Below are 26799 nucleotides of genomic sequence, written 5' to 3' on the forward strand. Positions count from 1 at the left end.
GCCAGCGGCCGGCATGACCGGCGCGGTCAGCACGCCGTTGGCACGGCGGCCATCGCGGCCAGCAGTTCGCGGTTCACCTGCTGGTGCCGTACCTGCCACACCGGCAGATCGTCGGCGCTGATGTCGGGCTGGCCATCCAGCGAGGACAGCCAGCGCTTGAAGCGGCTCTGATAGTTGGCCAGCGACACTTCGCCGGTGATGTCACTGCCGACCAGGCCGCCGGCGCGCAGCGCTTCGATCACCACCAGCGCGTGTTCCAGCTGGAAGCGGCCCTGGTCCCAGTTGCTGCGGGCGACGTCCTCGGCGAACACATCCTTGTCGATCGACAGGTAGGTCGGCTGCGGCGACTTCGCCTGCTCGGCGGCGAACGCGGCCACCAGCGCTTCGGGATGCTCGAAACGGCGGAAGGCGTGGCCCATGCCGAGGCGGTGCCCCCAGCCCACGTCCACGTCCATGCACCAGTAGGTCAGGCGACCGCCGATCAGCGGGCGCCAGTGGTTCTCCCAGGCGTGTCCGAGGCCGATGTCACTGGAGGTGATGCCCAGCACATGGATGTGCGAGATCTGCGGCAGCTTGCTGGCGGCATTCACCCACGAGCCGCAGTGCATGCCGAACGGGAAACGCATGTTGTCCGGATGGTTGTCCAGCACCACCAGCTGGAAAGGCTCCTGCGCGCGCATGCGACGCAGCAGTGGCAGGCTGAGATGATGGAAGTCACCGCTGCCGAGCATCACCGTGCCGAGCTGGGCCGGCAGCGGTGCCAGCACTTCAGCGGCGAAACGGTCGAGGGTGGCATTGCTGCAGGCAAAGCGCAGCGGATCGTGCCACTGCGGCAGGGGCAGGGTCTGCGCCTGGGGCAGCGGCAGCACGCCACCGTCCAGGTCCAGGATCAGCGGGGCACGCAACGGCATCGTTCAACCGCCTCCATCAGGTTCGCCCTGCAGGTACGGGGCCAGCCTGCGCAGGGCTGCACGCAGCAGCGGGGAACGGGCGTGGATCGCATGCCGGGTGGAGGTGAAGCGGGCGCCCAGTTCGGCCTTGATCCGCGAATCGGTCCAGCCGGCCACGTAGTGGCTCAGGCCGTGCTGCAGCGCGTACTCGAGGTTGTGCATCCAGCTGACCGCGTACAGGTTGTGCGCGCGCGACTGCGGATAGGCCAGGCCGATGTACTTGTCCACCAGCTTGCCGGCATGCACGTAGCACAGGTTCCAACCGATCAGCTCGCCCCGGTGGCGGTACAGGAACATCCGTCCCTGGCCCAGGCTGTCGGCCAGCAGGTACTGGAAATAGGGCAGGTCGAGCTGGTCGAAATGCACCGCGCTCTGTGCGTACACGCCCAGGTACAGCGCATACAGTTCGGCCTGCAGCTGCGGGTCGGCCAGGGCCGGATCGCCGGTGGCGATGCACTCGATCTGCAGCTCGTCACGCGAGCGCAGCTTGCGCCGGATGTTCTTGCGGCGCGAGGACGACAGGCGGCCGAGATAGCCATCGATCGAATCGAAATCGATGGCCACCCAGGCCAGCGGCATGCCTTCCAGTTCGACGAAGCCGCGTGCCAGCAGCGCCTGCAGGAAGGCACCGCTGTGTGCGTTGGCGGCGTCGTCCAGCAGCGGCGAATCAATCGCCAGGTCCTTGACCACCAGCAGGCGCGTATCGCCGATCGCGTGACGCGTCACGTCCTCGGCCAATGCCTCTGGTGCGACGTGCGCGGGCAGCGGGGTGTATTCGGTGCTGGTGGCACCGACGAAGCGGGTCTTCCAGGTGATCCAGGGCCGCCACAGGCGCGACAGCGGCAGGCCGAGCAGCTTGCCGCGCAGGTCGTCATCCATCGTGGTGGTCAGGTCCAGCGGCGCACGGAAGGTCGGCAGGCCGCTGGGAAGGCGGCCTGCCTTGAATCCGAGCGGCGGGTGGGCCAGGAAGCCCTCCAGCAGCGCGGCCGGTTCCAGCGCGGTGCTGGACGCGCGTGACGTCATCTCCATCGGCACGGGAACCGGCAGCGCATCGACCTCAGCCCTTGGCCTTGGTCAGCGCCTGGTCGAGCAGGGTGATCGCCAGGTCGATCTCTTCGTAGCTGATGTCCAGCGACGGCGCGAAGGTGATCACGTTCTTGTACCAGCCACCCACGTCGAGCACGAGGCCCATGCGCTTGCCGTCGTGCAGCAGGTCACCGGCCAGGCCGATGTCGACCATGCGGTCCAGCAGTTCCTTGTTCGGGGTGTAGCCGTCGGTCTGGCAGATTTCCGCACGCAGGGCCAGGCCCAGGCCGTCGACGTCGCCGATTTCCGGGTGGCGCTTCTGCAGGCCACGCAGGCCGTCGAGGAAGTACGCGCCCTTTTCCGGCACGGTGAGCTCGTAATCCATTTCCTTGCCCAGCTTCAGCACTTCCAGGCCCAGGCGGGTGCCCAGCGGGTTGGAGTTGAAGGTGGAGTGGGTGGAGCCCGGCGGAAACACGGTCGGGTTGATCAGCTCTTCGCGCGCCCACAGGCCCGACAGCGGGTTCAGGCCGTTGGTCAGCGCCTTGCCGAACACCAGCACGTCCGGGGTCACGCCGAAGTGCTCGATCGACCACAGCTTGCCGGTGCGCCAGAAGCCCATCTGGATTTCATCGACCACCATCAGGATGCCGTACTTGTCCAGCACGCGCTTGAGGCCGGTGAAGAAGTTGCGCGGCGGAATCACGTAGCCGCCGGTGCCCTGGATCGGCTCGACGTAGAACGCGGCGTATTCGGCCTGGCCGACCTTGGGATCCCACACGCCGTTGTATTCGCTTTCGAACAGGCGCTCGAACTGCCACACGCAGTGGTCGGAGTACTCGTCCGGGGTCATGCCCTTCGGGCGACGGAAGGGGTACGGGAACGGAATGAACATGGCGCGCTCGCCGAAGTGGCCGTAGCGGCGGCGGTAGCGGTAGCTGGAGGTGATCGACGACGCACCCAGGGTACGCCCGTGGTAGCCACCTTCGAAGGCGAACATCAGGCTCTTGCCGCCGCGCGCGTTGCGCACGATCTTCAGCGAGTCTTCAATGGCCTGCGCACCGCCGACGTTGAAGTGCACGCGGCCGTCGAGGCCGAACTTCTCGTGCATGTCCACGGCAATGGTCTTGGCCAGCTGCACGCGGGTCGGGTGCAGGTACTGGCTGGCGACCTGCGGCAGGGTGTCGATCTGGTCCTTCAGCGCGTCGTTCAGGCGCTTGTTGCTGTAGCCGAAGTTACAGGCCGAGTACCACATCTGCAGGTCGAGGTAGGGCACGCCCGCGCCGTCGAACATGTAGCTGCCTTCACCGCGCTGGAAGATCTTCGGCGGGTCGACGTAGTGGACGGTGTCGCCGAAGGAGCTGTATCGGGCTTCGTCTGCCAGCAGCTGCGCGTCGAAGGCAGCGGCGTCGGCGTTCTTGTCAAAAATGTTCATGCAGTTCGGTTCCGTGAAGGACGTTCGAAAGGGGGAAGGGGGGCGTGCTCAGGCGGTGGCCAGCAGCAGGGGCAGTCCGGCGGGCGGTGGGCTGGCGTCGAGGCGACGTGGCTGCAGCAGGCTGCCATCGAGCAAGCGCGGCAGCAGTGCGATTGCATCGTGGAAGGTGTCGATGGCGGCATGCTCGATGCCGGCGTTCGTGCAATGGGTGATGAGGCGACGCTTGGCGAACACGAAGTCGGCATCTTCGGACACGCAGAAATCCGAACTGCCATCGCCGATCATCAGCACGCGCGGCGCTTCGTTGGCACGCGCCTGCGCGGCGCAGGTGCACTTGCAGGTGCCGCTGCGGCACCCTTCGGCCTGGTAGGGCGATTCCAGTTCCCAATGGTCTTCGCACCAGCGCAGGTGGTTGGCCACCACCGGCAACGGCGGCAGGCCGTGGTTGGCGAGGATGCGGTGGATCGCGTAGTCCAGGCCGTCGCTGACGATGCGCAGTGGCAGGCCCAGCTGCTCGGCGCGGGCGACGAAGGCAGCGAAGCCCGGGTCGATCTGTACCTGGTCCAGGTGTGCGTCGAGCGTGGCCGGGTCCAGCTTCAGCAGCCGCACCTGGCCCTGCATGCATTCACGCGAGCCGATCTTTCCCGACTTCCACTGGTCTTCCAGTTCCTGCCAGCCCGGCTGGCCGTACTTCTCCAGCAGCGAGTCGATGACATCTTCGAGGCTGATGGTGCCGTCGAAGTCACACAGGATGCTCCAGTGCATGGGCAGGTCCGTCGATGAGAAAGTCGTCCGGCACGGTGCCGGGGCAGGCTCAATGTAGGCAGGCAGCCTTTCTCGTTCCTTTCCTGTTGAAAGCCTGCACTGCAGGATGAGGAAAGTGTTCAGGAATCGAGTGCCCTGAACAGGCGCAATGCCCCGGACATAGCGCTTTCAGGGCTGCGCTGCAGCCAGTGCCCGCAGGATCTGCGCGGTCTCTTCGCGGGTCTGCCAGGCGCTGTTGCCGAGGGTCAGCATGCGTGCAGCTAAGTCGCGGGCGTTCGGCATGTCGTCCTGCGGCACGATGCCACGCAGGTAGGCGTAGTCAGGCAAGGCATGGATGAACATGCGGCTGGCACCGAGGCCGCGCGGCCACAGTTCGTCCAGTGCGGCATCGCGCGCGCGCTGGCTGGGCAGCAGCAGCATCAGCATGGGCCAGGTGCCGCCGGTACCGGCCAGGCCATCGACCACCTCCACCGCCGGCAGCTGTGCCAGCTGCACACGAAGCTGCAATGCGCGCAGGCGCCCGGCCTGCAGGAACGCAGGCAGCCGCCGTGCAGCATGGGCGCCGATGTTCTGCCGCCATTGGCTGACCCGGTGCTGCGGGATGTCCAGCGGGAAGATGTCACCGACTGCTTCTTCCAGATCGCCACGCTGCAGTGCGCTACGCAGTGGATTGCCGTACACCAGCGACAGCAGCGAGGGGCGGTAGCAGGCGGCAAGGCCCAGCAGCTGCACGCTGCGAAGCAGCTCCCAGCGCAGGCTGAAACGCACCTGCTCGGCGGCATGTTCGGCCAGCGCGGCACGCAGCTCGTCATCGCGGCTGACCAGCAGGCCGCCTTCGTGCAGGCTCAGCCCCTTGCCGGCGGCCAGGCTGAAGAATCCGATATCGCCACGCAGGCCGACACTGCTGTTGCCGACCCGGGCGCCCAGCGCCTGCGCGGCATCTTCGATGACCCAGGCACCGGCGCCACGCGCGATGTCATTGGCCAGTTCGACATCGGCGATGCGCCCGCCCAGATGCGTGGGCAGGATCGCCAACGTGCGTGCGTCGGCCAGGCGCGAGAGCTGTGCCGGATCAAAGTCGAAGTGGCCGTGGCGGGTATCACACAGTTGCACGCGCAGGCCGAGGCTGTGCACGGCAATCGGCACCAGCGGGCAGGTGTAGGCCGGCAGGATCACGGTATCGCGCTGGGGCGCACGCTTGCGCAAGGTGCGCAGCGCGATCAGCAGCGCGTGGGTGCCGGAACAGGTCAGCTGCAGCGGCGGTGTGCCGAGCTGGTGGGCCAGGATGTCGCGCAGGTCGCCGCCCCCCGGGAGGAAGTCGCTGGCCTGCATCGGCAGGCCGGCGGTCGGAGGCAGTTCGCGCGCGAACAGGTTCATCGCAGCCCGCTCACGAGGTGCTTTCGGCGGGGCTGTGCGGGTCATCCGCTTCGGCGCGGCCGAGGCAGACGATGCCGGCCACGATCAGTACCGCGCCCACCAGGTGGTGCAGGGTCAGTGGTTCGTTCAACAGCCACGCCGACAGCAGCAGCACACTGATCACTTCCAGGTGCGAAGCCGCGAAAGCAGGGCCGATGGGTGCGTGGCGCAGCAGGCTCATCCAGGTGAAAAATGCACCGACGTAGCCAAGGATGGCACCGTACACCCATGGCTGCGACAGCACGCGCAGCAGCCATGCCGTGTTGGCCTCGACCGGCAGCGCCGCATCACCGGCATACTTGAAGCACAGCTGGGCCAGCGTGTCGAAGGCCATCAGCAGAGGGAAGCCGATCACATACAGGCGCCTCATGAGCCGGCCCCCACCACCGCCACGCCCGCAGTGACCAGCAGCATGCCGGTTACCCGCAATGGCGTGAGTTTCTCGCGGAACAGGAAGCGGCCGGCGATCATCAGCGCCACGATGTTGATCGAGCCCAGCAGCACGCCCTTGGACAGCGGTACCAGTGACAGGAACGCGATCCAGGCGACGAACTCAAGTACATAGCAGGCGATGCCGATCCACAGCCAGGGGCGGCTGAGCATGTGTTTCCAGCGTTGCAATCCTTCGCCGTCCTGCGGGTCGCTGGCGGCGGCCTTGAAGGCGAGCTGGCCACCGGTATCGAGCACGACGTTGGCCAGCCACAGCAGTGTGGCGAGTGCTCCCATTTCAGGCCACCGCCTTGAGGACGCCGCTGCGCTCACCGATTCCGGTGAAGAAGCGCGCGCTGCGGCGGATCACGTCGCGGCGTTCGCGGTCGATGGTGATCATGTGGTAGCTGTCTTCCAGTACCACCAGTTCCTTCGGGCCGCTGACCCGCGACATCACCAGCTCGGCGTTGCCCATGCTGGCCACGTCGTCTTCGCGGGCGTGCATCACCAGGCACGGTGCGGTGACCTGGTGCAGGTGGCGGCGGGTCCAGTTGCTCAGGGCGCGCATCTCGGCCAGCGCGTGCCAGGGGTTGCCCGGCAGGCCGGCAGCGGCACTGTCACCGGACAGCATGGCGGCGCTGACCTGCGCGCGCAGGCGCTCGTCACGCAGGCCGTAGGGCGGCTCTTCCATGAACATGCGGTCGCGGCCGATATTGAAGCGCTTGAACCAGGGCAGCAGGAACGAGAAGCGGGCCACGGCGGGGATGTTCCAGCCGTCATAGCGGAAGGTGGCGCCGTATACGCCGACCCCGGACACCCACTCGGGGCGGCGTGCAGCCAGCGCCAGCGACAGTACCGCGCCCATCGACAGGCCGCCGACGAACAGCTGGTCAACCTTGCCGCGCAGGGTCGCTGCCGCATCTTCCACGCCCTGGTACCACTGTTCCCAGGTGGTCGCCAGCAGGTCATCCACGGTGCCGCAATGGCCGGGCAGCTGCACGCCGTGCACGGTGAAACCGGCATTGTTCAGGCCCTTGCCCAGCATGCGCATTTCCGCTGGCGTGCCGGTCAGGCCGTGAACCAGAAGCACGCCCTGCGGGCCACCGGGGAGGAAGAAGTCGTGCGTTTCGGTCACCTGGCGGCTCCGGGGCGGCAGTGGGGATGGTCAGGATCGCAAGCGCGATTTTCACCAGCCTTTCAGCGCCTCGGACCGGGTCAGGGGGCCTTCAGCAGCGGCAGCGTGATGGTGACCTTCAGTCCGCCGCCGGCACGGTTGAGGAAGCCCAGGCGTCCACTGAAGTGCTCCACGGCCTCGTGGGCGATGGCCAGGCCCAGGCCGGTGCCGCTGGACGTGGTGCCCGGGGCGCGGAAGAAACGCTCGCCCAGCCGTGGCATCACGTCCTCGGGCACGCCCGGGCCGTTGTCCTCCACGTACAGCTCCACATCATTGTCGTCCAGCGCCTGCACGCCGACCGTGACGGTGGCACCGCGGCCTGCATAGCGCAGGGCATTGTCGATCAGGTTGTCCAGCGCCTCCTGCAGCAGGGCGCCGTTGCCGAGCACGCGCAGCGGCTGGCTGCTACCCCGGTAGCCGAGGTCGATGCCATCGCGGATCGCTTCCGGCACGCGGGTACCCACCCATTGCGGCAGCAGGGTGCCAAGATCCAGCGCTTCGACGGTTTCCGGCACGGTCTGCGCGCGGCTCAGCGCCAGCAGCTGGGTGCTGACCCGCGCAGTGCGCTGGTTGAGCCGGCGGATGTGCTGCAGTGCCTCGCGCACCGTGTCCGGGTCGCCATGCGCCAGCGCCTGGTCTACGTGCAGGGCCATGCCGGCCAACGGCGAGCGCAGCTGGTGCGCGGCATCGGCGATGAAGCGGTTCTGCAACGTGATCATTTCCGCCTGGCGGGCAAACAGATCGTCGATGGTGCTGATCAGTGGCTGGATCTCCTCTGGCACGTCGGCATCGGAGATCGGTGCCAGTTCGCCGCGGCGCTGCGCCAGGCGGGTCCTCAGCGGGGTCAGGATGCGCAGGCCATAGGTCACGCCGAACCAGACCAGCGCCGCGGTACCCATCGCCAGCATGGTCATCAGCGGGATGATGATCATCAGGATCTCGCGCGCACGCTGCCGGCGGTCGGCCATGCTCTCGGCCACGGTCACTGCCAGTTGGTCCTGCGGATCGTTCATGGCCTGCGTGCAGACGGTGGCCATGCGCACCTGCTGGCCATTGAGGTTGCCGTCGTACAGCGCCGGGTGTACACCGGTGCAGTCCTGCGAAGGGGCGTACGGGCTGAAGTCTGCATTGCCGCTGAGCGTACCCATGCGGCTGCTGTCGACGTTGAAGTAGCGATGGCCGTCGGGGTCGTACTCGATCAGGAAGCGCGCCTGCGGAGACAGGTCGCTCGTCACCGGCATGGTGCTCAGCATCTGCGCGAACGAGTGCGTGTCGTCGATCAGGTTGCGGTCGTGGATGCGGTTGGAATAGTCCAGCGCAACGTAGTACGCCAGGATCGTATTGAACGTGAGCAGGCCCAGCATCGGCAACGCCAGGAAGGCGAGCAGGCGCCGGCGCAGGCTGGGCGGTCCACTGATCACGGGGCGCTGTTGTCCTGCGCGTCTTCCAGCATGTAGCCCAGCCCGCGCACGGTGCGGATGCCCATGCCGCCGGGTTGCAGCTTGCGGCGCAGGCGGTGCAGGGCGATGTCCAGGCCGTTGTCGGTCAGGTCCTGGCCCCAGTCGCACAGCGCCTCCACCAGCTGCGCGCGCGACACGATGCGCTCGGCACGGACCGCCAGTGCCGACAGCAGGCCGAACTCGCGTGCGGTCAGTTCCAGCGACTGGTCGTCGATCCAGACGCGGTGCCCGGCCAGGTCCAGGCGCAGGCGACCGATGCGCAGGTCCGGGTTGCCATTGCTGGTGACCCGGCGCAGCTGCGCACGCACGCGTGCTTCGAATTCGTCCAGTGCGAACGGCTTGACCAGGTAGTCGTCGGCGCCAAGGTCGAGCACGCGCACGCGTTCGGCCAGGCCATCGCGGGCGGTTACCACCAGCACCGCCAGGCCATCGCCGCGCTGGCGCAGGCGTTGCAGCACGTCGCGGCCATCCAGTTGCGGCAGCCCCAGGTCCAGCACCAGCAGCGCGTACTGGGTCGAGCCCAGTGCCGCGTCGGCGTGCGCGCCGTTGTCGACGTGGTCAACCACGTGCCCCTGCCGGCGCAGCGAGGCGCACAGGCCGGAGGCGATGTCCGGGTCGTCTTCAGCAATCAGAACGCGCATGCGCGGGGGCTCCTGTAACGGTCAGGCCCAGCGGATGGACGGGGTGGGCCTCTCTCGGCTGCCGAGGGTAGCCGCAAACCGGGTGGAGGTGGAGCGCGCCGCCGCCGCCCGGTGCCGTCGCGCTGTCCCTTCATTCAGTCCTGCAGGCCCGGCTCACCTGGCGCCAATGGCACCCGTGAGCCGTCCAGCAGGCCACGGCTGAGCCTGCCATCCTCGATGAACAGCAGTTCGCCGTTCTCGCCGTTCTTGATGCTGCTGTCGATGGCGATCACGCGGTCGCCATGGAAACTGCTGACGTGCGGCATCGAGGTGTGGCCGACGACGATGCGCTTGAGGTGCAGGCGATCGAGCACGGCCTGTACACCCGCCGTGTCGAGGCGGCCATCGAAGTAGCCGCGGTACCAGATCGGGCTGGTCTTGCCGTCATACAGCGGTGCGGTGGCCGGGTCGGCCTTCACTTCGGCCTTGGGCAGGCCCAGTGACGCCTGGTAGGCCGCGTTGGTTCGCGCCGGGTCCAGCGCCAGCTGCACCGCTTCGGGCGAGATGCCACCGTGCAGGAACAGGGTGTCGCCGATCTTCAGCAGCACCGGGCGTGTGCGCAGCCACTGCCCGATCACCGAATCGGCGCCGTACAGCTGCGGATAGCTGCGGCCGAGCAGCTGGGCGCTGCGCAGGTACTTCGGGTTGACGTAGCGCAGGTCGTCGTACAGCACCATGGTTTCGTGGTTGCCAAGCACGAAGTGCACTGCGCCGCCGGCGGCGGCGGCCTGCTGCTGCAGGCCGTACAGCAGCCAGAACGCCTCGGTCACCTGCGGGCCGCGGTCGAACACATCGCCGGCGATGACCAGGGAGTCCTTGCCCAGTGCCCAGCGGTCCTGCGCGTCGATGACCTGATGGGCGCGCAGCAGGCGCACCAGCAGCCCGTACTGGCCATGGATGTCGGACAGCGCGACGATGCGCGGCGCGGCCGGCAGTACGGAGATCGAAGGTGCATTCGGCGCGGCCACATGCACGGTGTGCCCGTAGCCGCAGCGTGGGGCGATGTCGGTGCCTGCGGCCTGCGTGGACAGCGTGCGCGACTCGACCTTGTCGTCGCAGATCCACTTGGCCTGCAGCTGCATGCCCTGGCGGAATACATAGGGGCCATCGGCCTGCACGTGGTCGGCGGGCGCGGCAACCTCGCGGGCCTGCGTGGCTCCGGCGCTGCAGGCCAGCAGCGGCAGCAGCAGGGTGGTCAGCAGGGAAGGGCGATAGCGCGGCATCGGCGGCATCCGGCGGCGGAAACATCCGATGCTAACCGGCGCGGTCGGATCGTGGTGTGCGCGAATGGGCGGATCAGGTGCCGCGCCCTTCGTCCTTGAGCTTGCGCACGCGGGTCGCGGCGGCCTGCAGGGGCTGACCGTCGCGCCCGTGCGGTTGCATGTAGGGCAGCGGTCGCCGCGTGCTGGATTCGATCAGCTGCGAATGGGCTTCACCGGCTTCGAAGCGATGGCGTTCTCCCCACTGGCGCAGCGCGACCAGCAGCGGGAACAGTTCCTGGCCGGCGTGGGTGAGCACGTATTCCTGGTAGGCCGAGCCATCGGAGGCTGGTTGCAGCTGCAGGATGCCGGCCTCGACCAGCCTGCGCAGGCGATCACTGAGGATGTTGCGCGCCGCGCCGAGGCTGCGCTGGAAGTCGCCAAAGCGGGTGATGCCATCGAAGGCATCGCGGATGACCAGCAGCGCCCAGCGGTCGCCGAGCAGGTCGGCGCTGCGGGCGACGGGGCAGGGACTGTTGGCGTGCATGGCGTGGCCTCCGGGTGTGGTTGCAGTTTAAAACCAATGGAGATAGCCTGCATCAAGTTTCAAATTGCAACCACATCATGAGTACTCCATTGGTTTCCCGTCCACTGCTGGTCCTGCTCGCGGTCGCGGCCGGCGCCAGCGTTGCCAACGTCTATTACGCGCAACCGCTGCTGGACCGGCTGGCGCAGGCGTTCGCACTGGACCGTGCCGTGGCGGGCGCAGTGCTGGCGGCAACCCAGGCCGGCAGCGTGCTGGCCTTGCTTGGCCTGCTGCCGTTGGCCGATCGCGGGGACCGGCGACGTCTGCTGCGGCTGCAGTTGATGGCGCTGGTGCTGGGCCTGCTGTGGCTGGCGGCTGCCCGGACTGCGGCATGGCTGTTGTCGGGCATGCTGCTGGCCGGCCTGCTGGGCACCGCGCTGACCCAGGGGCTGATCGCCTATACCGCCACGCTGGCGCCGCCGGAGCAGCGCGGCCGCGTGGTGGGCGTGGTGCAGGGCGGTGTGTTCATCGGCCTGTTGCTGGCGCGCGTGGTATCGGGCGCGATCGCGGCCACCATCGGCTGGCGGGCGGTCTATCTGCTGTCGGCAGCGATGATGGCGGCCTTGGCCGTGCTGTTGTGGCGGCGCCTGCCGGCGGTGCCGGTACCGCCGGTACCGCCGCGCTGGTCCGCGCTGCTGGGTTCGATGCTGGGCATGCTGCGCCGGGACCGCAGTCTGCGCGAGCGTGGGCCGCTGGCGTTGCTGCTGTTTGCTGGCCTCAACGTGTTCTGGGCGGCGGCGCCGCTGCCGTTGTCGGCGCCTCCGTTGCAGTGGTCCACCGCGGCCATCGGTGCGCTCGGCCTGGCCGGCGTAGTGGGCGCATTGATGGCGGCGCGGGTCGGGCACTGGATGGACCGCGGTTTCACTGGTCGGGTCAGCCTTGGCGCGTTGCTGCTGATGCTTGCCGCGTGGGGGCCGCTGCTGGGCCTGTCGCAGTCGCTGTCGTTGCTGCTGCTGGGCGTGATCGTGCTCGACCTCGGTGGGCAGGCACTGCACGTATCGAACCAGGCGCTGCTGCTGCGTGCACCGGCAGAACAGCATGGGCGCCTGGTGGCGCTGTACATGCTGTTCTATGCGGTGGGCAGTGGTGCCGGTGCGGCTGCCGGGCCCTGGATGCAGGCCCGGCATGGCTGGCCCGCAGTGTGCCTGCTGGGTGCAGGCATCGCGTTGCTGGCACTGCTGTGGTGGGCGGGGTGGCGGGTGGTGGCGCTGAAAGCAGCGGCTGCCACCTGTATCGGTAGAGCCAGCTGCCGGTAGAGCCGGCGTGCAATCAGCGCTGCAATGCGCGCCGTCCCGGCGCCTCCTGCAGGTCCGCACTGGCCACCACCACGCGGTTGCGGCCGCTGCGCTTGGCCTCGTACATCGCTGCGTCGGCACGTGCCATCAGCCGCTCGTAGTCCGGATGGCCGTCATGGCCGGCCACGCCGATGCTGGCGGTCAGTGACAGTACCTGGCCATTGGCCAGGGCCACCGGCGAGTGTGCGATCTGCCGGCGCAGGCTCTCGGCGATCACCGCAGCCTGCGACTCGCTGGCCGCGACCAGTACCACCACGAACTCCTCGCCGCCATAGCGGAACAGGTAGTCGCTGCCGCGCGTGAGCTGGCCGAGCAGGCCGGCGACGTGCTGCAACGCGCGGTCGCCGGCATCGTGGCCGTGGCCGTCGTTGATCGCCTTGAAATGATCCAGGTCGAGCAGCAGCAGCGAGAACGGTGTGCGGTTGTGCGTGGCCAGCTCAATTTCCCTGCGCAGCACGGTAGGCAGGAAGCGGCGGTTGAGCAGGTTGGTCAGTGCATCGCTGCCGGCATCCAGTTCACCGATGCGCTCGAACAGCAGCGTCATCAGGGCGCGGATGGCGGCCAGGTCCTCGCGGATGGCCGGCAGCACCGCCAGGCGCTGCGCCGGGGCATCGTTGCTTGCTCGCTGCAGGTTGGTGTCGATGCGGGCCATCAGCTGGCCGACCTGCTGGGTCTCGCTGCTCTCGCCGAAACTGGGGATGCCCTTGTGGGTGAACCACAGGCCGAACTCGGATGTGGCCAGGCTGGCGCTGTCGCTGGCCTGCACATGGCCGGCCAACGCGTAGAGCAGGGCGTTCTCCCAGTCCAGCAGCAGTGCCCGCTGGCGCTCGCGCTCGGTGCCGACGTTCTGCACCAGTGAGAACAGCCGGTACGCAGCATCGGCACGGGTGGAGCGCTCGCGGGCATGGGTGTAGGCCAGGGTCATGCCTTCCATGGCGATGTCCATGATCGCGCTGAGGCAGTCGATGGCGGCGAACGCGGTGGCGCTGTCGGGCGCATCATCGCGCAGGCGCACGAACAGTTCGTGCTTGAGCACGCGCGCGCCACGGGTCACCAGATCGACCGGAATGCCGACCCGGGCATGCACATCGCCGATCACCCGTTGCGAGGCGACGGTGGCGGCAATGCCGTTGGCATCGGTGGTCAGCAACTGCACGAGCCAGCGCTGCATGGCTGGCTGCAGGCGCTGCTTGACCTGATCGTGGGACAGGAAGCGGCGTGCACGCCCGTCCTGCAGCAGTACTTCGTAGAAGCGTTGGGCCAGCGCCGGCGGGGCATCGGCGGCGGCGGCGTGCAGCAGCGCGGTGGCCGCAGGGCCGGCCTGTTGCAGGCCGTGCTGCCAGGCCTCGGCCAGCGGCTGGCTGGCATCGTCCAGTTGGGGTGGTTCCACGTCGATCTCTGACTGCGTACGGCAAACCACGGGTATCGGCCGCGGTGGCGTGTGGTTGATGGCAGGTAAGCCGGCCAGTTTAAGCGCGATGCAGGGTTGCACGGTGCGCAAAGCACATCGGCGCCCCTGCGGCAATGAGTGAGCGCATTTGAGAATCACTCGCATTGATGGGAGAATGCGCGCACGGATCGGACCTCAGGCGACTGCAGCGACGCTCCGCCTCCCCCTCGTCGTCGCCTCAAGCCCTTTGCCAGAGGCCCCGTTGCCCTGCCAGAAGGTCCAGATCATGTCTCCTGCCGTTGTCCTTTCGCCGCGCCCGCTGGCGCTCGCCGTTGCCGCCCTGCTGGCGGGCAGCGCCCTGACCGCCCGGGCCGAAACCGACGCCACCGATATCGACACGGTGCATGTCACCGCTTCGCAGATCGCCCGCCAGGCGTTGGGCACTTCGACCATCACTGCCGAGGACATCGCCAAGCGCCCGCCGGCCAACGACATTGCCGAACTGCTGCGCACCATGCCGGGCGTCAACCTCACCGGCAACAGCGCCTCGGGCCAGTACGGCAACAACCGCCAGATCGACCTGCGTGGCATGGGCCCGGAGAACACGCTGATCCTGGTCGATGGCAAGCGCATCGGTGCGCGGGATGCCGTGCGCATGGGCCGTAGCGGCGAACGCAATACGCGCGGCGATACCAACTGGGTACCGGCGGAAATGATCGAGCGCATCGAAGTGCTGCGCGGCCCTGCAGCGGCGCGCTACGGCTCCGGTGCGTCCGGCGGCGTGGTCAACATCATCACCAAGCGCCCGACCGGCGACCTGGCCGGTGCGGTCGACCTGTATGGGCTGGTGCCCGAGCACAGCGCCGAAGGCGGCAGCGAACGCGTCGGCCTGCAGCTGAGCGGGCCGATGACCGACACCCTGTCGTTCCGCCTGTATGGCAATCTCAACAAGACCGACGCCGACTCACTGGACCTCAACCGCCAGTACGCGACCAACCCGAACGCGGTGCCGCCGGCTGGCCGCGAGGGCGTCAAGAACCGCGACGTCAACGCGTTGCTGCGCTGGGACATCACCGCCGACCAGGTGGTGGAGTTCGAAGCCGGCACCAGCCGCCAGGGCAACATCTACGCCGGTGACCGCGCCGTCAGCACCACCGGTACCTCGACCGGCATCGACCTGGCCGCCCTGGCCGAGGGCGAGGCGGAAACCAACCGCATGTACCGCAATACCGGCGCGATCACCCATCGCGGCCGCTGGGGCGATGTGACCTCGCGGATGACGGCCGCAGTGGAAGCAGTGAACAACTCGCGCATCAATGAAGGCCTGGCCGGTGGCCCGGAAGGCAGCTTCAACGGCACCGACTGGTCGACCTCACGCCTGCGCAACTACCAGCTGGATGGCGAAGTGAGCTTCCCGACCACGCTGGGTGGTGCCGAGAACATCTGGACGCTGGGCTTTGAATACCTCGACAGCCGCCTGACCGACCCGTACTCGATGAGCCAGTCCAGCAGCAGCGGCGGCGGCTTCCCGGGGCTGTCGGCCGACCGTGCGCGCGGCAAGGCCGATGCGCAGACCACCGCCGTATTCGTGGAGGACAACATCTACCTGGGCGAGCGCTGGATCGTTACCCCGGGCCTGCGTTTCGACCACCACAGCCAGTTCGGCAACAACACCAGCCCCAGCCTCAATGCGCAGTTCCGCATCAACAGCGACTGGGTGGTGAAGGGCGGCATCGCCCGCGCGTTCAAGGCGCCGAACCTGTACCAGTCGAACCCGGACTATCTCTACTACACCCGTGGCAACGGCTGCCCCAATGCGCTTCCGAGCCTCGGCGCTGGTTGCTACATGCGTGGCAATGCGGATCTGAAGGCGGAAACCAGCCTGAACAAGGAACTGGGCATCGAATGGGCACCGCAGAGCGGCTGGCAGGCGTCGTTGACCTACTTCCACAACGACTACAAGGACAAGATCCAGGCCGGCTACGACCAGATCGGCCTGACTGCCGATGGCCGCGGCCGCATCTTCCGCTGGGAGAACGCGCCGAAGGCGATCGTGCAGGGGCTTGAGGGCAACCTGGTGATCCCGCTGCTGGGTGAGCAGGGCAACCGCCTGAAGTGGAGCAACAACTTCACCTACATGGTGGAAAATGAGAACAAGAGCACGGGCCAGCCGCTGTCGGTGATCCCGAAGTACACCGTCAACACGATGCTGGACTGGCAGGCCACCGACAAGCTGTCGCTGCTGCTGACCGGTACCTTCTATGGCAAGCAGAAGCCGGCCACCACCAACATCAACAACGATCCGCGCTGTACCGGCAGCTGCGATGCCTCGATCGCGCTGCAGGATCGCGGTGCGTACAACATCTGGGGCGTGAGCGCGCGCTACAAGGTGACCGAGACGGTCAGCTTCGGCTTCGGCGTGAACAACCTGGCCGACAAGCGCCTGTTCCGCGAGGCCAACAGCAGCGATGCCGGCGCGGCGACCTACAACGAGCCGGGCCGCGCGTACTGGGCCAGCCTGCGCTTCGGGTTCTGACCGCACGCGGACGTCGATCCGCTGCGTTCGCCAGGCGTGGCCTGGCGCTGCCGGCCACGCTCCGGTAGCGCCGGGCCATGCCCGGTGAGGGACCGCGTGGCCTGCAATGTTATAAACACCGTAATAGTCTCCCCCGCCAGCACGGCGTAGCCTGCACCGCATCGCAAAGGAGCTGTTGCCATGGGCCACGACCACGATCACCTGCCATCCGAGATCCGTCACGAGAAACCCTTGTGGTGGGCACTCGGCCTGACCTCCACCTTCCTCGTCGTGGAGGTGGTGGGCGCGTTCTGGACCAACAGCCTGGCGCTGCTGTCAGACGCCGCGCACATGGCCACCGATGCGCTGGCGCTGATGATCGCGCTGGTCGCGGTGCGGCTGAGCCGGCGCCCGCCGGACGCGCGCCGCACCTACGGCTATGCACGCCTGGAAGCGCTGGGCGCGATGATCAACGGCGCCATGCTGTTCGTGGTTGCCGCCTACATCCTGTGGGAGGCGGTCGGGCGCTTCCGCGAGCCGCAGGAGATCGCCTCCTCCGGCATGCTGGTGATCGCCGCCGCGGGCCTGGTCATCAACTTGATCTCGATGCGCCTGCTGCAGGCCGGCAGTGGCGAGAGCCTCAACGTGAAGGGCGCCTACCTGGAAGTGTGGGCGGACATGCTCGGCTCGGTGGCGGTGATCGCCGGTGCGTTGTTGATCAAGTGGACCGGCTGGAAGCCGATCGACCCGATCCTGGCGGTGCTGATCGGTTTGTGGGTACTGCCGCGCACCTACGTGCTGATGCGTGAGGCGATCAACGTGCTGCTGGAAGGCGTGCCCAAGGGCATGGACGTGGCCAAGGTGCGCGACAGCCTGTCCGGCCATGCCGCCGTGCTGGACGTGCATGACCTGCACGTGTGGGCGCTGGCCTCCAGCACCCCGGCGCTGACCGCGCACATCGTGATGCGTGATGGCACCGATGCCGATGCGCTGCGCCGTGAACTGGGCGGGCGCCTGCACGATGACTTCGGCATCGAGCACGTGACACTGCAGATCGAAGCGGACCACTGCGGCGAAGCCTGTGGTGAGCCGGCGCCGGCCAAGGGCGGCGAGCACGAGGGCCATGAAGGCCATGACCACGGCGAGGACGCGCAGGGCCATCGCGGTCACGTGCATCGTTGATTGAAATTGAGGGCCGTGCCGGGTGGTGCCCGGCGTGGCTATTCGTCCCGCCGCGAGGCCAGCCGATCCGCCAGCCGGGTCGGTTCCGGCAGCCGGTACCCGCGCAGCGTGCGCTGCACCCAGTCCAGCGCGGTATCCGCACTGACCCGATGGCCACCGGCCACGAACAGCGGCTTGCAGCGCAGCTTGCTGCGCAGCACCCAGCCCAGTTGCTCATCGCCATCCATCAGCGGCGTATGTGCGCCAGCCTCGGCGCCCGGTTCGACGAACCGGCCGACCAGCTTCGACTTGGCCACGCCGATGCTCGGCAGGTCGGTGACCACACCGAGGTGAGCGGCCACGCCCAGCCGGCGCGGGTGGCTGATGCCATGGCCATCGACGAACACCAGGTCCGGCGTGCGCGGCAGCAGCGCCAGCGCGGCCAGCAGTGCCGGCAGCTCGCGGAAGCTGAGCAGGCCGGGGATGTAGGGCATCACCGTGGGGATGCGCGCGATCTCCTGCACCACAGGCTGCAGCGTCTCCGCGTCCAGCAGTACCGCCGCGGCGCGGGTGATGGCGCCGCCGTCTTCAAAGCCGACATCCAGCCCGGCCAGCCAGCGCACGTTGCGGGGCAGGCGGTCCTGGCGCTCCACGCGGCCTGCCAGCTGCAGCTGCTGCGCGCGTGCCGCGGCGACGCTGCCTTCCCAGCGCCCGGGGTCGATCACCGTATTCATTGGTCACAGCATCGCATGCGCGGTGCCACGGCCCGGTGAGCGGCGCCCGGGGCTACAATGGCAGCCTGCCTTTCCTCGCGTTGGAGACCCTGCAGTGACCCGTAAACTCGTACTGTTGCGCCATGGCCAGAGCCAGTGGAACCTGGACAACCGCTTCACCGGCTGGGTCGATGTCGACCTGACCGAGCAGGGGCGCCGGGAAGCGGCCGCCGCCGGTCGGCTGATGCGCGAGGAAGGCCTGCAGTTCGACGTCGCCCATACCTCCGTGCTCAAGCGCGCCATCCATACCCTGCAGGGTGCGCTGGCCGAGCTGGAGCAGGACTGGCTGCCGGTGAACAAGTCCTGGCGCCTCAACGAACGCCATTACGGCGGCCTGCAGGGCCTGGACAAGGCCGAGACCGCTGCCAAGCACGGCGAGGAGCAGGTCAAGGTGTGGCGTCGTTCGTACGACATCCCGCCGCCGCCGATGGAGCTGGAAGATCCGGGCCACCCGATCCATGACCGCCGCTACGCCGGCCTGGACCGCAACGCGCTGCCGGGCACCGAATCGCTGGCGACCACGCTGGACCGCGTGCTGCCGTACTGGCACGACGCCATCGCGCCGCAGCTGAAGGACGGCAAGACCGTGCTGGTCACCGCCCACGGCAACTCGCTGCGCGCGCTGTACAAGTACCTCAATAACGTCTCGCGCGAGGAAATCCTCGAGCTGAACATCCCGACTGGCATTCCGCTGCTGTTCGAACTGAACGATGATCTGACCGTGCAGTCGTTCCGCTACCTGGGCGACCCGGAAGCGGCGCGCAAGGCCGCTGAAGCCGTAGCCAACCAGGGCAAGGCGAAGTAAGGCAGAAGGCCGGCGCAAGCCGGCCTTCCCTTTTGTGGAGTCGAGCCATGCTCGACGGACGCCGTCGCACCCCAGTGGAGCCACCCCATGGGTGGCTGCATCTGCCAGCTACGAAGGACCCAGCAGGCGCACCTTCGGCGGCTGCAACGCTGCAATGTCGATGACGTGGTCCTGGCATATCACCTGGTAATGGGTGAATGGGCCCGGGTAACGGGTATCAGCGAAGGTGGCACGGTCCAGATAATCAAGGAACTTCGAACGGCTGTAGCGGCGGAACAGGTTGCCGCTCCAGGCTTCGGAGTCGTCCCAGCTCTGGTAGGACTCGTTGTGCACGGCGTAGCTGATGTAGTGATCCCAGACCAGCTCAAACTGCTGTGAGTGGGGCATTACCTCTATCGCACGCACACCCTCGATTGAACGTCCATGGCCGAGGTCCACACGGGAGGGTTCTCCAACCACCTGGCCTTCTTCGATGACCAGGCGCAGACGATTCGCTGCCGGCTCGCCGATGCCCGTCAGGAACAGAAACTCACAGGCGTCGATGGCCAGCAGCAGCGCAGCTTCGTCCATGGTCATCAGGTCCAGTGATCGCGGAGGCCAGAGCATACCGGCACGCGGCGGGAGCCGCGCCGTGGGCTCGTGACCTTTGGCCGGTCCCCAGCCCCGTTCCCCCGGCTACCCTGTGAAATTACCCGCAGGAGAGCCTCATGAACGTCCGCAACCTGGTCCCGCTGGGCCTGACCATCGCCATCGCTGCCTCGCTGGCGGCCTGTGGCAAGAATGAAACCGCGCCGGCGGCCAGCGCCGACGCCAAGCCGGCCTTCGACCTGTCGCAGATCAAGACGCCGCTGATCTCGCTCAACAGCGCCGATCTGGATCCGGCCATTTCGGCCTGTACCGACCTCAATGGCTTCGTCAACAGCAAGTGGCTGAAGGCCAACCCGGTGCCGGGCGACCAGACCACCTGGGGCAGCTTCGAGATCCTGCGCGAGCGCTCGCTGGAAGTGCAGCACGCGCTGGTGCAGCAGGCTGCGGCCAGCCAGGCCAAGGCCGGCTCGGTGGAAGCCAAGATCGGTGACATCTGGAAGACCGGCAACGATGAAGCCAAGATCGAAGCCGCCGGCCTCGCTCCGCTGCAGCCGCAGCTGGACAAGATCACTGCGCTGAACGATACCGCTGCCATCACCCAGTACCTGCGCGACAGCCAGGCCGAGGGCAAGGGCGTGCTGTTCTCGCTGTTCGCCAATGCCGACTACAAGGATTCGGCCAACGTCATCGCCTACGTCGGCCAGGGCGGCCTCGGCCTGCCGGAGAAGGGCTACTACTTCGATGACGCCCAGGCCAGGATCCGCGACGCCTACGTGGCCTACATCGCACAGGTGCTGACCCTGTCCGGCGTGGACGCGGCGCAGGCCGCCGAGCAGGCCAAGGCCGTGATGGCCTTCGAAACCCGCCTGGCCAAGGCCTCGATGTCGCGCATCGAAATGCGTGACCCGGCCAAGCGCTACAACCCGCTCAGCGCCGCCGACGCCGACAAGCTGACCCCGAACTTCAGCTGGACCGCGCTGTTCGACACCCTGAAGGTGCCGGCCGCGCAGAAGTTCTCGCTGGCCCAGCCGGGCTTCTTCGGTGAAATGGACAAGATGCTGACCGACGTGCCGGCCAGCACCTGGCAGGCCTACCTGCGCTTCCACACCATCGACGACGCCTCGCCGTACCTGAGCAGCCAGTTCGAGAAGGCCAACTTCGATTTCTATGGCACCACCCTGCGTGGGCAGAAGGAAATGCAGCCGCGCTGGAAGCGCGTGCTGGAGTCGGTCAATGGTGGCATGGGCGAAGCCCTGGGCCAGCTGTACGTCGATGCCGTGTTCCCGGCCGAATCCAAGGTGGCCATGCAGCACCTGGTGGAAAACCTGTCGCAGGCGCTGAAGGCGCGCCTGGAGCAGCTGCCGTGGATGGGCGAAGAAACCAAGAAGAAGGCCGTGGAAAAGTGGGCCAGCTTCACCCCGAAGATCGGTTACCCGGACAAGTGGCGTGACTGGGCGGGCCTGCAGACCAACGGCGACAGCTACCTGGGCAACATGCAGGCGGCGCGTGCGTTCAACTACCGCTACATGCTGGACAAGATCGGCAAGCCGGTGGACAAGACCGAGTGGGGCATGACCCCGCAGACCGTCAACGCGTACTACAACGCCACCAAGAACGAGATCGTGTTCCCGGCGGCGATCCTGCAGGCACCGTTCTTCGACGCCAAGGCCGATCCGGCGCTGAACTACGGCGGCATCGGTGCGGTCATCGGCCACGAAATGATGCACGGCTACGACGACTCGGGCAGCCAGTTCGCCGCCAACGGCAACTTCGACAACTGGTGGACCGACGCCGACCGCAAGGCTTTCACCGAGCGTACCGACCAGCTGGTCGCGCAGTTCGATGGCTATGAATCGGTGCCGGGCGTGTTCGTGAAGGGCAAGCTGACGCTGGGCGAGAACATCGGCGACCTGGGTGGCCTGACCGTGGCCTACGACGCCCTGCAGATGGCGCTGAAGGAAGATCCGAAGGCGAATGTCGAAGTCGATGGCCACAGCCAGGACCAGCGCTTCTTCATGAACTGGGCCACCGTGTGGCGCCGCAACTTCACCGACGGTGAGCTGCGCGTGCGCCTGAACACCGACCCGCATGCCCCGGCCAACTTCCGTGCCAACGGTGCGCCGTCGAACATGCCGTCCTATGCCACTGCGTTCCAGTGCAAGGCCGGCGACGCGATGGTGCGTGCCGACGACAAGCGCGTGGTGATCTGGTAATCGATCGCAGGTGATGCGTGATGCAGAAGGCCCGGCGAATGCCGGGCCTTTTGTTTGTGCCGCCGGTAGCACCGAGCCATGCCCGGTGGAAATCTCAGGCCAGCTCAGGCTCCCGCGCCAGCATGCGTCGGAAGCGCTGCAGCACGTAGGGGTCCACCAGCCCGCCGGACTGCGCTTCGATGATCCGCACTGCGGTTTCATGCTCCATCGCATCGCGGTACGGGCGCACGCTGGTCATCGCATCGTAGGCATCGGCGATGGTGACGATGCGCGCGCCCAGCGGGATGGATTCGCCACGCAGCCCATCGGGATAGCCGCTGCCATCGAAGGCTTCGTGATGGGCGCGGATCAGCCGTGCGACCGGTTCCGCATCGGTGCGGCCGGTGGCCAGGAAGATGTGCTCGCCGCGTACTGGGTGCTCGCGCATGATCGCGCGCTCCTCGTCGGTATGCCGGCGCGGTGCCAGCAGCACATCGTCGGGAATGCCGATCTTGCCGATGTCGTGGAAGCGCGCGGCCAGGCCGATCTGCGCACAGGCCTCGTCATCGAGATCGCAGTGCGCGGCCAGGCGCTGCGCGAACAGGCCGACGCGGTCGCAGTGGTGGCGGGTGTAGGCGTCGCGCATCTGCAGCGACATCGAAAGGGCATCGATCAGGCAGGCCTGCGCGTGCAGCAGGTCGGGGGCGGGTACGGCGTCAGGAAACATGGTCATCCGCCCGCACCGGGTGGGGGCCGGTGCGGGGTATTCGGGGGCGATCAACCCGGGGCGAGGGTGGTCAGAAGGGCGCGGGCCGCGTTGAAGCGGTCTTCCGGCAATGGCAGCGGATGCTTGATGCGCAGCTTGTCAGGCCCTTCCATGGCGTACAGGTTCGGTTGTTTCTGGATCAGCTGGATCACCGCCATCGGGTCGATGTTCGGCTTGGATTCGAACACGATGCGGCCACCGTTCTCGCCCAGGTCGAGCTTGCGGATGCCCAGCGTATTGGCTTTCAACTTCAGCTCGGCGATGGCGAACAGGTGCTTGGCCGCATCCGGCAGCAGGCCGAAGCGGTCGATCATCTCCACCTGCAGCTCGCGCAGCGCATCGCTGTCGCGGGCGCTGGAAATGCGCTTGTACAGGGTCAGGCGGGTGTGCACGTCCGGCAGGTAGTCTTCCGGAATCAGCGCCGGCACATGCAGTTCGACCTCGGCACCACGCACTTCCTCGCCGGCATCCAGGTCGGGCAGCTTGCCCTGCTTGATGCTGCGCACCGCGCGCTCCAGCAGTTCGGTGTACAGGCTGAAGCCGACCTCGGCCATCTGCCCGCTCTGGTCCTCACCGAGCAGTTCGCCGGCGCCGCGGATCTCCAGATCGTGCGTGGCCAGGGTGAAGCCGGCGCCAAGTTCGTCCATCGAGGCGATCGCTTCCAGGCGCTTCTCCGCATCCGGGGTGATCGAACGGCGGTCGGGTGCCACCAGGTAGGCGTAGGCGCGGTGGTGCGAACGGCCGACGCGGCCACGCAGCTGGTGCAGCTGGGCAAGGCCGAAGCGGTCGGCGCGGTTGATGATGATGGTGTTGGCGTTGGGGATGTCGATGCCCGACTCGATGATCGTGGTCGACAGCAGCACGTTGAAGCGCTGCTTCTGGAAGTCCAGCATCACCTTTTCCAGTTCGCGCTCGGGCATCTGGCCGTGGGCGATGCCGATGCGCGCCTCCGGCACCAGCTCGGACAGCTCGCGCTGCATGCGGCCGATGCTTTCCACGTCGTTGTGCAGGAAGTACAGCTGGCCACCGCGCGCCAGCTCGCGCTGGAAGGCTTCGCGCAGCAGTGCGTTGTCCCACTGGGTGATGAAGGTCTGCACCGCCAGCCGGTTCGGCGGCGGCGTGGCGATGATCGACAGGTCGCGCAGGCCGGCCATGGCCATGTTGAGCGTGCGCGGAATCGGCGTGGCGGTCAGGGTCAGCAGGTGCACGTTGGCGCGCAGCGCCTTCAGCGCTTCCTTCTGGCGTACGCCGAAGCGCTGCTCCTCGTCGACGATGACCATGCCCAGGTCCTTGAACTTCACGTCCGGCTGCAGCAGGCGATGGGTACCGACGATGACGTCGATGGTGCCGGCGGCGACCTTCTCCAGCTCGGCCTTGATTTCCTTGGTGGTCTTGAAGCGCGACAGCACCTCGACCTTCAGCGGGTAATCGGCGAAGCGGTCGCGGAAGTTGCGGTAATGCTGTTCGGCCAGCAGCGTGGTCGGCACCAGCACGGCCACCTGCTTGCCGGCACTGGCGGCCGCGAATGCCGCACGCACCGCCACCTCGGTCTTGCCGAAGCCGACGTCGCCGCAGACCACGCGGTCCATCGGCTGGCTGCTGGCCAGATCGCGCAGGGTGGCGTCGATCGCCGCCAGCTGGTCCGGCGTTTCCTCGAACGGGAAACCGGCGGCGAACGGCTCGTACATGGCGCGGTCCACCTGCAGCGCCAGGCCGGCACGCGCCTGGCGGCGGGCCTGGATCTCCAGCAGCTCGGCGGCGACGTCGCGCACCTTCTCGGCGGCCTTGCGCTTGGCCTTGCTCCACTGCTCGCCACCCAGCGAATGCAGCGGCGCGGTTTCCGCCGACGCACCGGAGTAGCGGCTGATCAGGTGCAGCTGGGCGACCGGCACATACAGGCGGTCGCCCTTTGCATATTCGATTTCGAGGAACTCGCCGGGCATGCCGCCAACGTCCATCGCGATCAGGCCGCGGTAGCGGCCGACGCCATGGTCCTCATGCACGATCGGCGCACCCTCGGTCAGCTCGCCAAGGTCGCGGATGATCGCTTCCGGCTCGCGGCCGGCGCGGCGCGTGCGACGGGTGCTGCCGGCGCGTTCGGGGAACAGCTGGCGCTCGGTCAGCACCGCGATGCGCGGATCGTCCAGCGCGAAGCCGTCTTCCAGCGGCGCCACCGCGATCGCGAAGCGCGCATCGTCGGCGAGGAAGCTGGGCAGGTCGGCTACTACCGGCGGCTTCAGCTCGGCGGCCTGCAGCACTTCCAGCAGCGCCTCGCGGCGGCCGGGCGAATCGGCGGCGATCAGCACCCGGCCCGGATAGTGGCCGAGGAACGACCTCAGCGCCTCGCCGGCGGGGGCCTCGCGCGCGGCCACCGGCAGCGGCGGCAGCGGCTGGTCGCCCAGCGCGTGCGCGTCGCCGATGCGTGCGTGGTCAGCGGCCCATACCTCGATGCGCGGGGCATCGTTCAGGCGCTCGCGCAGCAGCTCCGGCGACAGGTACAGCGCCGACGGCGGCAGCAGCGGCCGCTCGACATCGTGGCGGCGCTGCTCATAACGCTCGCCGGTCTGCGCCCAGAACGCCTCGGCGGCTTCGCCGGCACCGGCACAGATCACCGGCAGGCTGCCGCCGGGCAGGTAGTCGAACAGGGTCGCGGTGCGCTCGAAGAACAGCGGCAGGTAGTACTCGACGCCGGCCGGGGCCAGCCCGGACTTCAGGTCCTGGTACAGCGCGCTGCGTCGTGTATCGACATCGAAGCGCTCGCGCAGCGTGGCCAGCACGCGGGCGATGCTGGCCTCGTCCATCGGCACTTCGCGGCCCGGCAGCATGTGCACCGCCTCGACCCTGTCCAGCGAACGCTGGCTTTCCGGGTCAAAGGCACGGATCGAGTCGATGTCCTCGTCCAGCAGCTCCACCCGCAGCGGCTCGTCGGCACCCATCGGGTACACGTCGAGCAGGCCACCGCGCACGGCGAAGTCACCCGGGTCCATCACCTGCGGCACGTTGCGGTAGCCGGCGCTTTCCAGGCGCCGCCTCTCGGCGTCCAGGTCCAGGCGCTGGCCGACCTTCAGATCGAAGCTGCCACCGATCACGTAGCTGCGCGGGGCCAGCTGCTGCAGCAGGGTCTGCACCGGCACGATCACCAGGCCGCGCTTCAGCGTGGGCAGGCGGTGCAGGGCGGCCAAGCGCTGCGAGATGATGTCCGGGTGCGGGCTGAAGCGGTCGTAGGGCAGGGTTTCCCAGTCCGGGAAGGCGACCACCGGCAGGGCCGGGTCACCGCCGAGCAGGGTATGCAGGTCAGCCTCGAGCTGGTTGGCACCGTGGTTGTCACGGGCGATCACCAGCAGGGGCGCGTCATGCGCACGCGCGGCCTGGGCCAGGTACCAGGCCAGGGCGGTCGGCGATGCGGGGGCGCGCCACCAGGCGCGGAGCTGGCCGGCGCGCGGCAGCGGCGGGGCGGGGTATGAGGTACGCGACATGGACCCCGGATTTTAGCAGAAGCCCGATCGAAGCCCGGTGGGTCGTATCGGCCGCTGGCCGGCGGCCTCATGCGCCGTTGGGGTAGCGGAATGCCGGCCAGCGGACGGCACGACCGGGCTGCAATCGCCGGGGCATGCCCGGCGCAGCCTTCAGTTGTCCAGCTCGAGCACCATCCGCACCAGGCCTTCGGCACCGGTCGGATGCGGCACCGGCTTGAAGCCCAGCGAGGCGGCCAGCTGCTTCATCGGCTCGTTCTCGGCGGCAACGTCGCCGTACAGGCGGTCCAGGTACTTGCCGCGGCCCCACTTCACCAGCTTGCGCATCAGCTGCCGGCCCAGGCCCTGGCCAATGAGGAAGCGGCTGATCAGGATCGCGTACTCGGCTTCACGGGTGCCGGGGATGATCGAGGCCCGGGCGACCGCGCCGACCACCGCTTCGCCAGCGGGCAGGGATTCGGCGGCGACCAGGGTGATCTCGGTCTTGGGATTCGGGTGGGTCAGGCGCTGGGTGGTTTCCGGCGAAAGCTCGGTCACCGCCTGCAGGAAACGATCACGGATTTCTTCCGGCCCGAACAGGCTGAACGCCGCTTGCAGCGGTGCGCCATCTTCCGGGCGGATGGGGCGGATCAGCAGCTCGTGGCCGCTGGGAGCCTTGAAGATCTCATGCCAGGGCGGCATGCGGTTGCGAGTGGCCATACCGGGTGATTCCTTGGTGGTCCAT

Annotated in this window: 24 protein-coding genes; 6 read left to right on the top strand and 18 right to left on the bottom strand. The window is 67.7% G+C overall.

All coding sequences use genetic code 11. The features are described from left to right. Positions 1–26: 26 nt before the first annotated feature. The 12 genes from CCR98_RS06295 to CCR98_RS06350 form a co-directional block, all read right to left on the bottom strand. A complete protein-coding gene (locus CCR98_RS06295) occupies positions 27–911 on the bottom strand; it encodes an arginase family protein (RefSeq protein ID WP_087921930.1) in 885 nt (294 codons plus the stop codon). Between the two features lie 3 nt (positions 912–914). Then, a complete protein-coding gene (locus tag CCR98_RS06300; RefSeq protein ID WP_087921931.1) occupies positions 915–1979 on the bottom strand; it encodes a GNAT family N-acetyltransferase in 1065 nt (354 codons plus the stop codon). 28 nt (positions 1980–2007) lie between these two features. Further along, on the bottom strand, positions 2008–3408 hold the full coding sequence (locus tag CCR98_RS06305; protein WP_087921932.1) for an aminotransferase class III-fold pyridoxal phosphate-dependent enzyme: 1401 nt from the start codon (positions 3406–3408) through the stop codon (positions 2008–2010). A 48-nt stretch (positions 3409–3456) separates the two neighbouring features. Beyond that, entirely contained in the window at positions 3457–4173 is a 717-nt protein-coding gene (locus CCR98_RS06310; RefSeq protein ID WP_087921933.1) for an MtnX-like HAD-IB family phosphatase, read from the bottom strand. A gap of 168 nt (positions 4174–4341) precedes the next feature. Beyond that, on the bottom strand, positions 4342–5550 hold the full coding sequence (locus CCR98_RS06315) for a DegT/DnrJ/EryC1/StrS family aminotransferase (RefSeq protein ID WP_087921934.1): 1209 nt from the start codon (positions 5548–5550) through the stop codon (positions 4342–4344). Between the two features lie 10 nt (positions 5551–5560). After that, positions 5561–5959, bottom strand: a complete 399-nt coding sequence (locus CCR98_RS06320) for a DMT family transporter (RefSeq protein ID WP_075674983.1) — start codon at positions 5957–5959, stop codon at positions 5561–5563. Next, a complete protein-coding gene (locus tag CCR98_RS06325; RefSeq protein WP_006425769.1) occupies positions 5956–6315 on the bottom strand; it encodes an EamA family transporter in 360 nt (119 codons plus the stop codon). The genes CCR98_RS06320 and CCR98_RS06325 overlap by 4 nt, the downstream gene beginning before the upstream one ends. A gap of 1 nt (position 6316) precedes the next feature. Beyond that, the gene (locus CCR98_RS06330; RefSeq protein ID WP_087921935.1) at positions 6317–7153 is read right to left on the bottom strand and encodes an alpha/beta fold hydrolase; all 837 of its coding nucleotides are present in this window, start codon (positions 7151–7153) and stop codon (positions 6317–6319) included. An 80-nt stretch (positions 7154–7233) separates the two neighbouring features. After that, the gene (locus CCR98_RS06335; RefSeq protein ID WP_087921936.1) at positions 7234–8613 is read right to left on the bottom strand and encodes a sensor histidine kinase; all 1380 of its coding nucleotides are present in this window, start codon (positions 8611–8613) and stop codon (positions 7234–7236) included. Continuing rightward, positions 8610–9293: a response regulator gene (locus CCR98_RS06340; RefSeq protein ID WP_087921937.1), complete on the bottom strand. Its 684-nt coding sequence runs from the start codon at positions 9291–9293 to the stop codon at positions 8610–8612. Before CCR98_RS06340 ends, CCR98_RS06335 begins: the two co-directional genes overlap by 4 nt. Positions 9294–9427: 134 nt before the next feature. After that, complete coding sequence (locus tag CCR98_RS06345) at positions 9428–10555, bottom strand: metallophosphoesterase (protein WP_087921938.1); 1128 nt, start codon at positions 10553–10555, stop codon at positions 9428–9430. A gap of 73 nt (positions 10556–10628) precedes the next feature. Continuing rightward, positions 10629–11078 carry a helix-turn-helix domain-containing protein gene (locus CCR98_RS06350; protein ID WP_087921939.1) on the bottom strand — a complete coding sequence of 150 codons (450 nt, stop codon included), beginning with the start codon at positions 11076–11078 and terminating at the stop codon, positions 10629–10631. Between the two features lie 77 nt (positions 11079–11155). Here CCR98_RS06350 and CCR98_RS06355 point away from each other — a divergent pair, with 77 nt between their 5' ends. Beyond that, entirely contained in the window at positions 11156–12373 is a 1218-nt protein-coding gene (locus CCR98_RS06355; RefSeq protein WP_087921940.1) for an MFS transporter, read from the top strand. 13 nt (positions 12374–12386) lie between these two features. Here CCR98_RS06355 and CCR98_RS06360 read toward each other — a convergent pair whose 3' ends face one another. Continuing rightward, positions 12387–13802: a GGDEF domain-containing protein gene (locus CCR98_RS06360; RefSeq protein WP_087921941.1), complete on the bottom strand. Its 1416-nt coding sequence runs from the start codon at positions 13800–13802 to the stop codon at positions 12387–12389. A gap of 286 nt (positions 13803–14088) precedes the next feature. Between CCR98_RS06360 and CCR98_RS06365 the strand changes: the two genes are divergently transcribed. Together CCR98_RS06365 and CCR98_RS06370 are read left to right on the top strand one after the other, a co-directional pair. Beyond that, positions 14089–16338, top strand: coding sequence for a TonB-dependent siderophore receptor (locus tag CCR98_RS06365; RefSeq protein WP_087924151.1), 2250 nt, complete (start codon positions 14089–14091; stop codon positions 16336–16338). 180 nt (positions 16339–16518) lie between these two features. After that, entirely contained in the window at positions 16519–17499 is a 981-nt protein-coding gene (locus CCR98_RS06370; protein WP_046983236.1) for a cation diffusion facilitator family transporter, read from the top strand. 38 nt (positions 17500–17537) lie between these two features. Here CCR98_RS06370 and nfi read toward each other — a convergent pair whose 3' ends face one another. After that, on the bottom strand, positions 17538–18212 hold the full coding sequence (gene nfi / locus CCR98_RS06375) for a deoxyribonuclease V (protein ID WP_087921942.1): 675 nt from the start codon (positions 18210–18212) through the stop codon (positions 17538–17540). A gap of 94 nt (positions 18213–18306) precedes the next feature. Here nfi and gpmA point away from each other — a divergent pair, with 94 nt between their 5' ends. Continuing rightward, positions 18307–19056 (top strand): 2,3-diphosphoglycerate-dependent phosphoglycerate mutase, encoded by a 750-nt coding sequence (gpmA, locus tag CCR98_RS06380; protein WP_005408679.1) that lies wholly within the window; start codon positions 18307–18309, stop codon positions 19054–19056. Between the two features lie 108 nt (positions 19057–19164). Here gpmA and CCR98_RS21275 read toward each other — a convergent pair whose 3' ends face one another. Then, on the bottom strand, positions 19165–19443 hold the full coding sequence (locus CCR98_RS21275) for a hypothetical protein (RefSeq protein ID WP_232463095.1): 279 nt from the start codon (positions 19441–19443) through the stop codon (positions 19165–19167). Positions 19444–19479: 36 nt separating this feature from the next. On the opposite strand from CCR98_RS21275, the gene CCR98_RS21280 reads away from it, so the two are divergent. Both CCR98_RS21280 and CCR98_RS06390 read left to right on the top strand, forming a co-directional pair. Beyond that, on the top strand, positions 19480–19644 hold the full coding sequence (locus CCR98_RS21280) for a hypothetical protein (RefSeq protein ID WP_232463096.1): 165 nt from the start codon (positions 19480–19482) through the stop codon (positions 19642–19644). Positions 19645–19763: 119 nt separating this feature from the next. Next, positions 19764–21857 carry a M13 family metallopeptidase gene (locus tag CCR98_RS06390; RefSeq protein WP_087921944.1) on the top strand — a complete coding sequence of 698 codons (2094 nt, stop codon included), beginning with the start codon at positions 19764–19766 and terminating at the stop codon, positions 21855–21857. 94 nt (positions 21858–21951) lie between these two features. On the opposite strand, the gene CCR98_RS06395 is transcribed toward CCR98_RS06390, so the two are convergent. The 3 genes from CCR98_RS06395 to CCR98_RS06405 all read right to left on the bottom strand — a co-directional run bounded on the left by CCR98_RS06395 (position 21952) and on the right by CCR98_RS06405 (position 26774). Next, complete coding sequence (locus CCR98_RS06395; RefSeq protein WP_087921945.1) at positions 21952–22569, bottom strand: HD domain-containing phosphohydrolase; 618 nt, start codon at positions 22567–22569, stop codon at positions 21952–21954. Between the two features lie 44 nt (positions 22570–22613). Then, complete coding sequence (mfd, locus tag CCR98_RS06400) at positions 22614–26078, bottom strand: transcription-repair coupling factor (protein ID WP_087921946.1); 3465 nt, start codon at positions 26076–26078, stop codon at positions 22614–22616. 150 nt (positions 26079–26228) lie between these two features. Further along, positions 26229–26774, bottom strand: a complete 546-nt coding sequence (locus tag CCR98_RS06405) for a GNAT family N-acetyltransferase (protein WP_004150340.1) — start codon at positions 26772–26774, stop codon at positions 26229–26231. Between the last annotated feature and the right edge of the window lie 25 nt (positions 26775–26799).

Source organism: Stenotrophomonas sp. WZN-1 (genome assembly GCF_002192255.1).
Classification (GTDB): domain Bacteria; phylum Pseudomonadota; class Gammaproteobacteria; order Xanthomonadales; family Xanthomonadaceae; genus Stenotrophomonas.

Bases quoted from the DNA above. Each gene is read 5' to 3' on its own strand.
- CCR98_RS06295 (WP_087921930.1), bottom strand. From the start codon at position 911: ATGCCGTTGCGTGCCCCGCTGATCCTGGACCTGGACGGTGGCGTGCTG.
- CCR98_RS06300 (WP_087921931.1), bottom strand. From the start codon at position 1,979: ATGGAGATGACGTCACGCGCGTCCAGCACCGCGCTGGAACCGGCCGCG.
- CCR98_RS06305 (WP_087921932.1), bottom strand. From the start codon at position 3,408: ATGAACATTTTTGACAAGAACGCCGACGCCGCTGCCTTCGACGCGCAG.
- CCR98_RS06310 (WP_087921933.1), bottom strand. From the start codon at position 4,173: ATGCACTGGAGCATCCTGTGTGACTTCGACGGCACCATCAGCCTCGAA.
- CCR98_RS06315 (WP_087921934.1), bottom strand. From the start codon at position 5,550: ATGAACCTGTTCGCGCGCGAACTGCCTCCGACCGCCGGCCTGCCGATG.
- CCR98_RS06320 (WP_075674983.1), bottom strand. From the start codon at position 5,959: ATGAGGCGCCTGTATGTGATCGGCTTCCCTCTGCTGATGGCCTTCGAC.
- CCR98_RS06325 (WP_006425769.1), bottom strand. From the start codon at position 6,315: ATGGGAGCACTCGCCACACTGCTGTGGCTGGCCAACGTCGTGCTCGAT.
- CCR98_RS06340 (WP_087921937.1), bottom strand. From the start codon at position 9,293: ATGCGCGTTCTGATTGCTGAAGACGACCCGGACATCGCCTCCGGCCTG.
- CCR98_RS06345 (WP_087921938.1), bottom strand. From the start codon at position 10,555: ATGCCGCGCTATCGCCCTTCCCTGCTGACCACCCTGCTGCTGCCGCTG.
- CCR98_RS06350 (WP_087921939.1), bottom strand. From the start codon at position 11,078: ATGCACGCCAACAGTCCCTGCCCCGTCGCCCGCAGCGCCGACCTGCTC.
- CCR98_RS06355 (WP_087921940.1), top strand. From the start codon at position 11,156: ATGAGTACTCCATTGGTTTCCCGTCCACTGCTGGTCCTGCTCGCGGTC.
- CCR98_RS06365 (WP_087924151.1), top strand. From the start codon at position 14,089: ATGTCTCCTGCCGTTGTCCTTTCGCCGCGCCCGCTGGCGCTCGCCGTT.
- CCR98_RS06370 (WP_046983236.1), top strand. From the start codon at position 16,519: ATGGGCCACGACCACGATCACCTGCCATCCGAGATCCGTCACGAGAAA.
- nfi (WP_087921942.1), bottom strand. From the start codon at position 18,212: ATGAATACGGTGATCGACCCCGGGCGCTGGGAAGGCAGCGTCGCCGCG.
- CCR98_RS21275 (WP_232463095.1), bottom strand. From the start codon at position 19,443: ATGCCCCACTCACAGCAGTTTGAGCTGGTCTGGGATCACTACATCAGC.
- CCR98_RS21280 (WP_232463096.1), top strand. From the start codon at position 19,480: ATGGCCGAGGTCCACACGGGAGGGTTCTCCAACCACCTGGCCTTCTTC.
- CCR98_RS06390 (WP_087921944.1), top strand. From the start codon at position 19,764: ATGAACGTCCGCAACCTGGTCCCGCTGGGCCTGACCATCGCCATCGCT.
- CCR98_RS06395 (WP_087921945.1), bottom strand. From the start codon at position 22,569: ATGACCATGTTTCCTGACGCCGTACCCGCCCCCGACCTGCTGCACGCG.
- mfd (WP_087921946.1), bottom strand. From the start codon at position 26,078: ATGTCGCGTACCTCATACCCCGCCCCGCCGCTGCCGCGCGCCGGCCAG.
- CCR98_RS06405 (WP_004150340.1), bottom strand. From the start codon at position 26,774: ATGGCCACTCGCAACCGCATGCCGCCCTGGCATGAGATCTTCAAGGCT.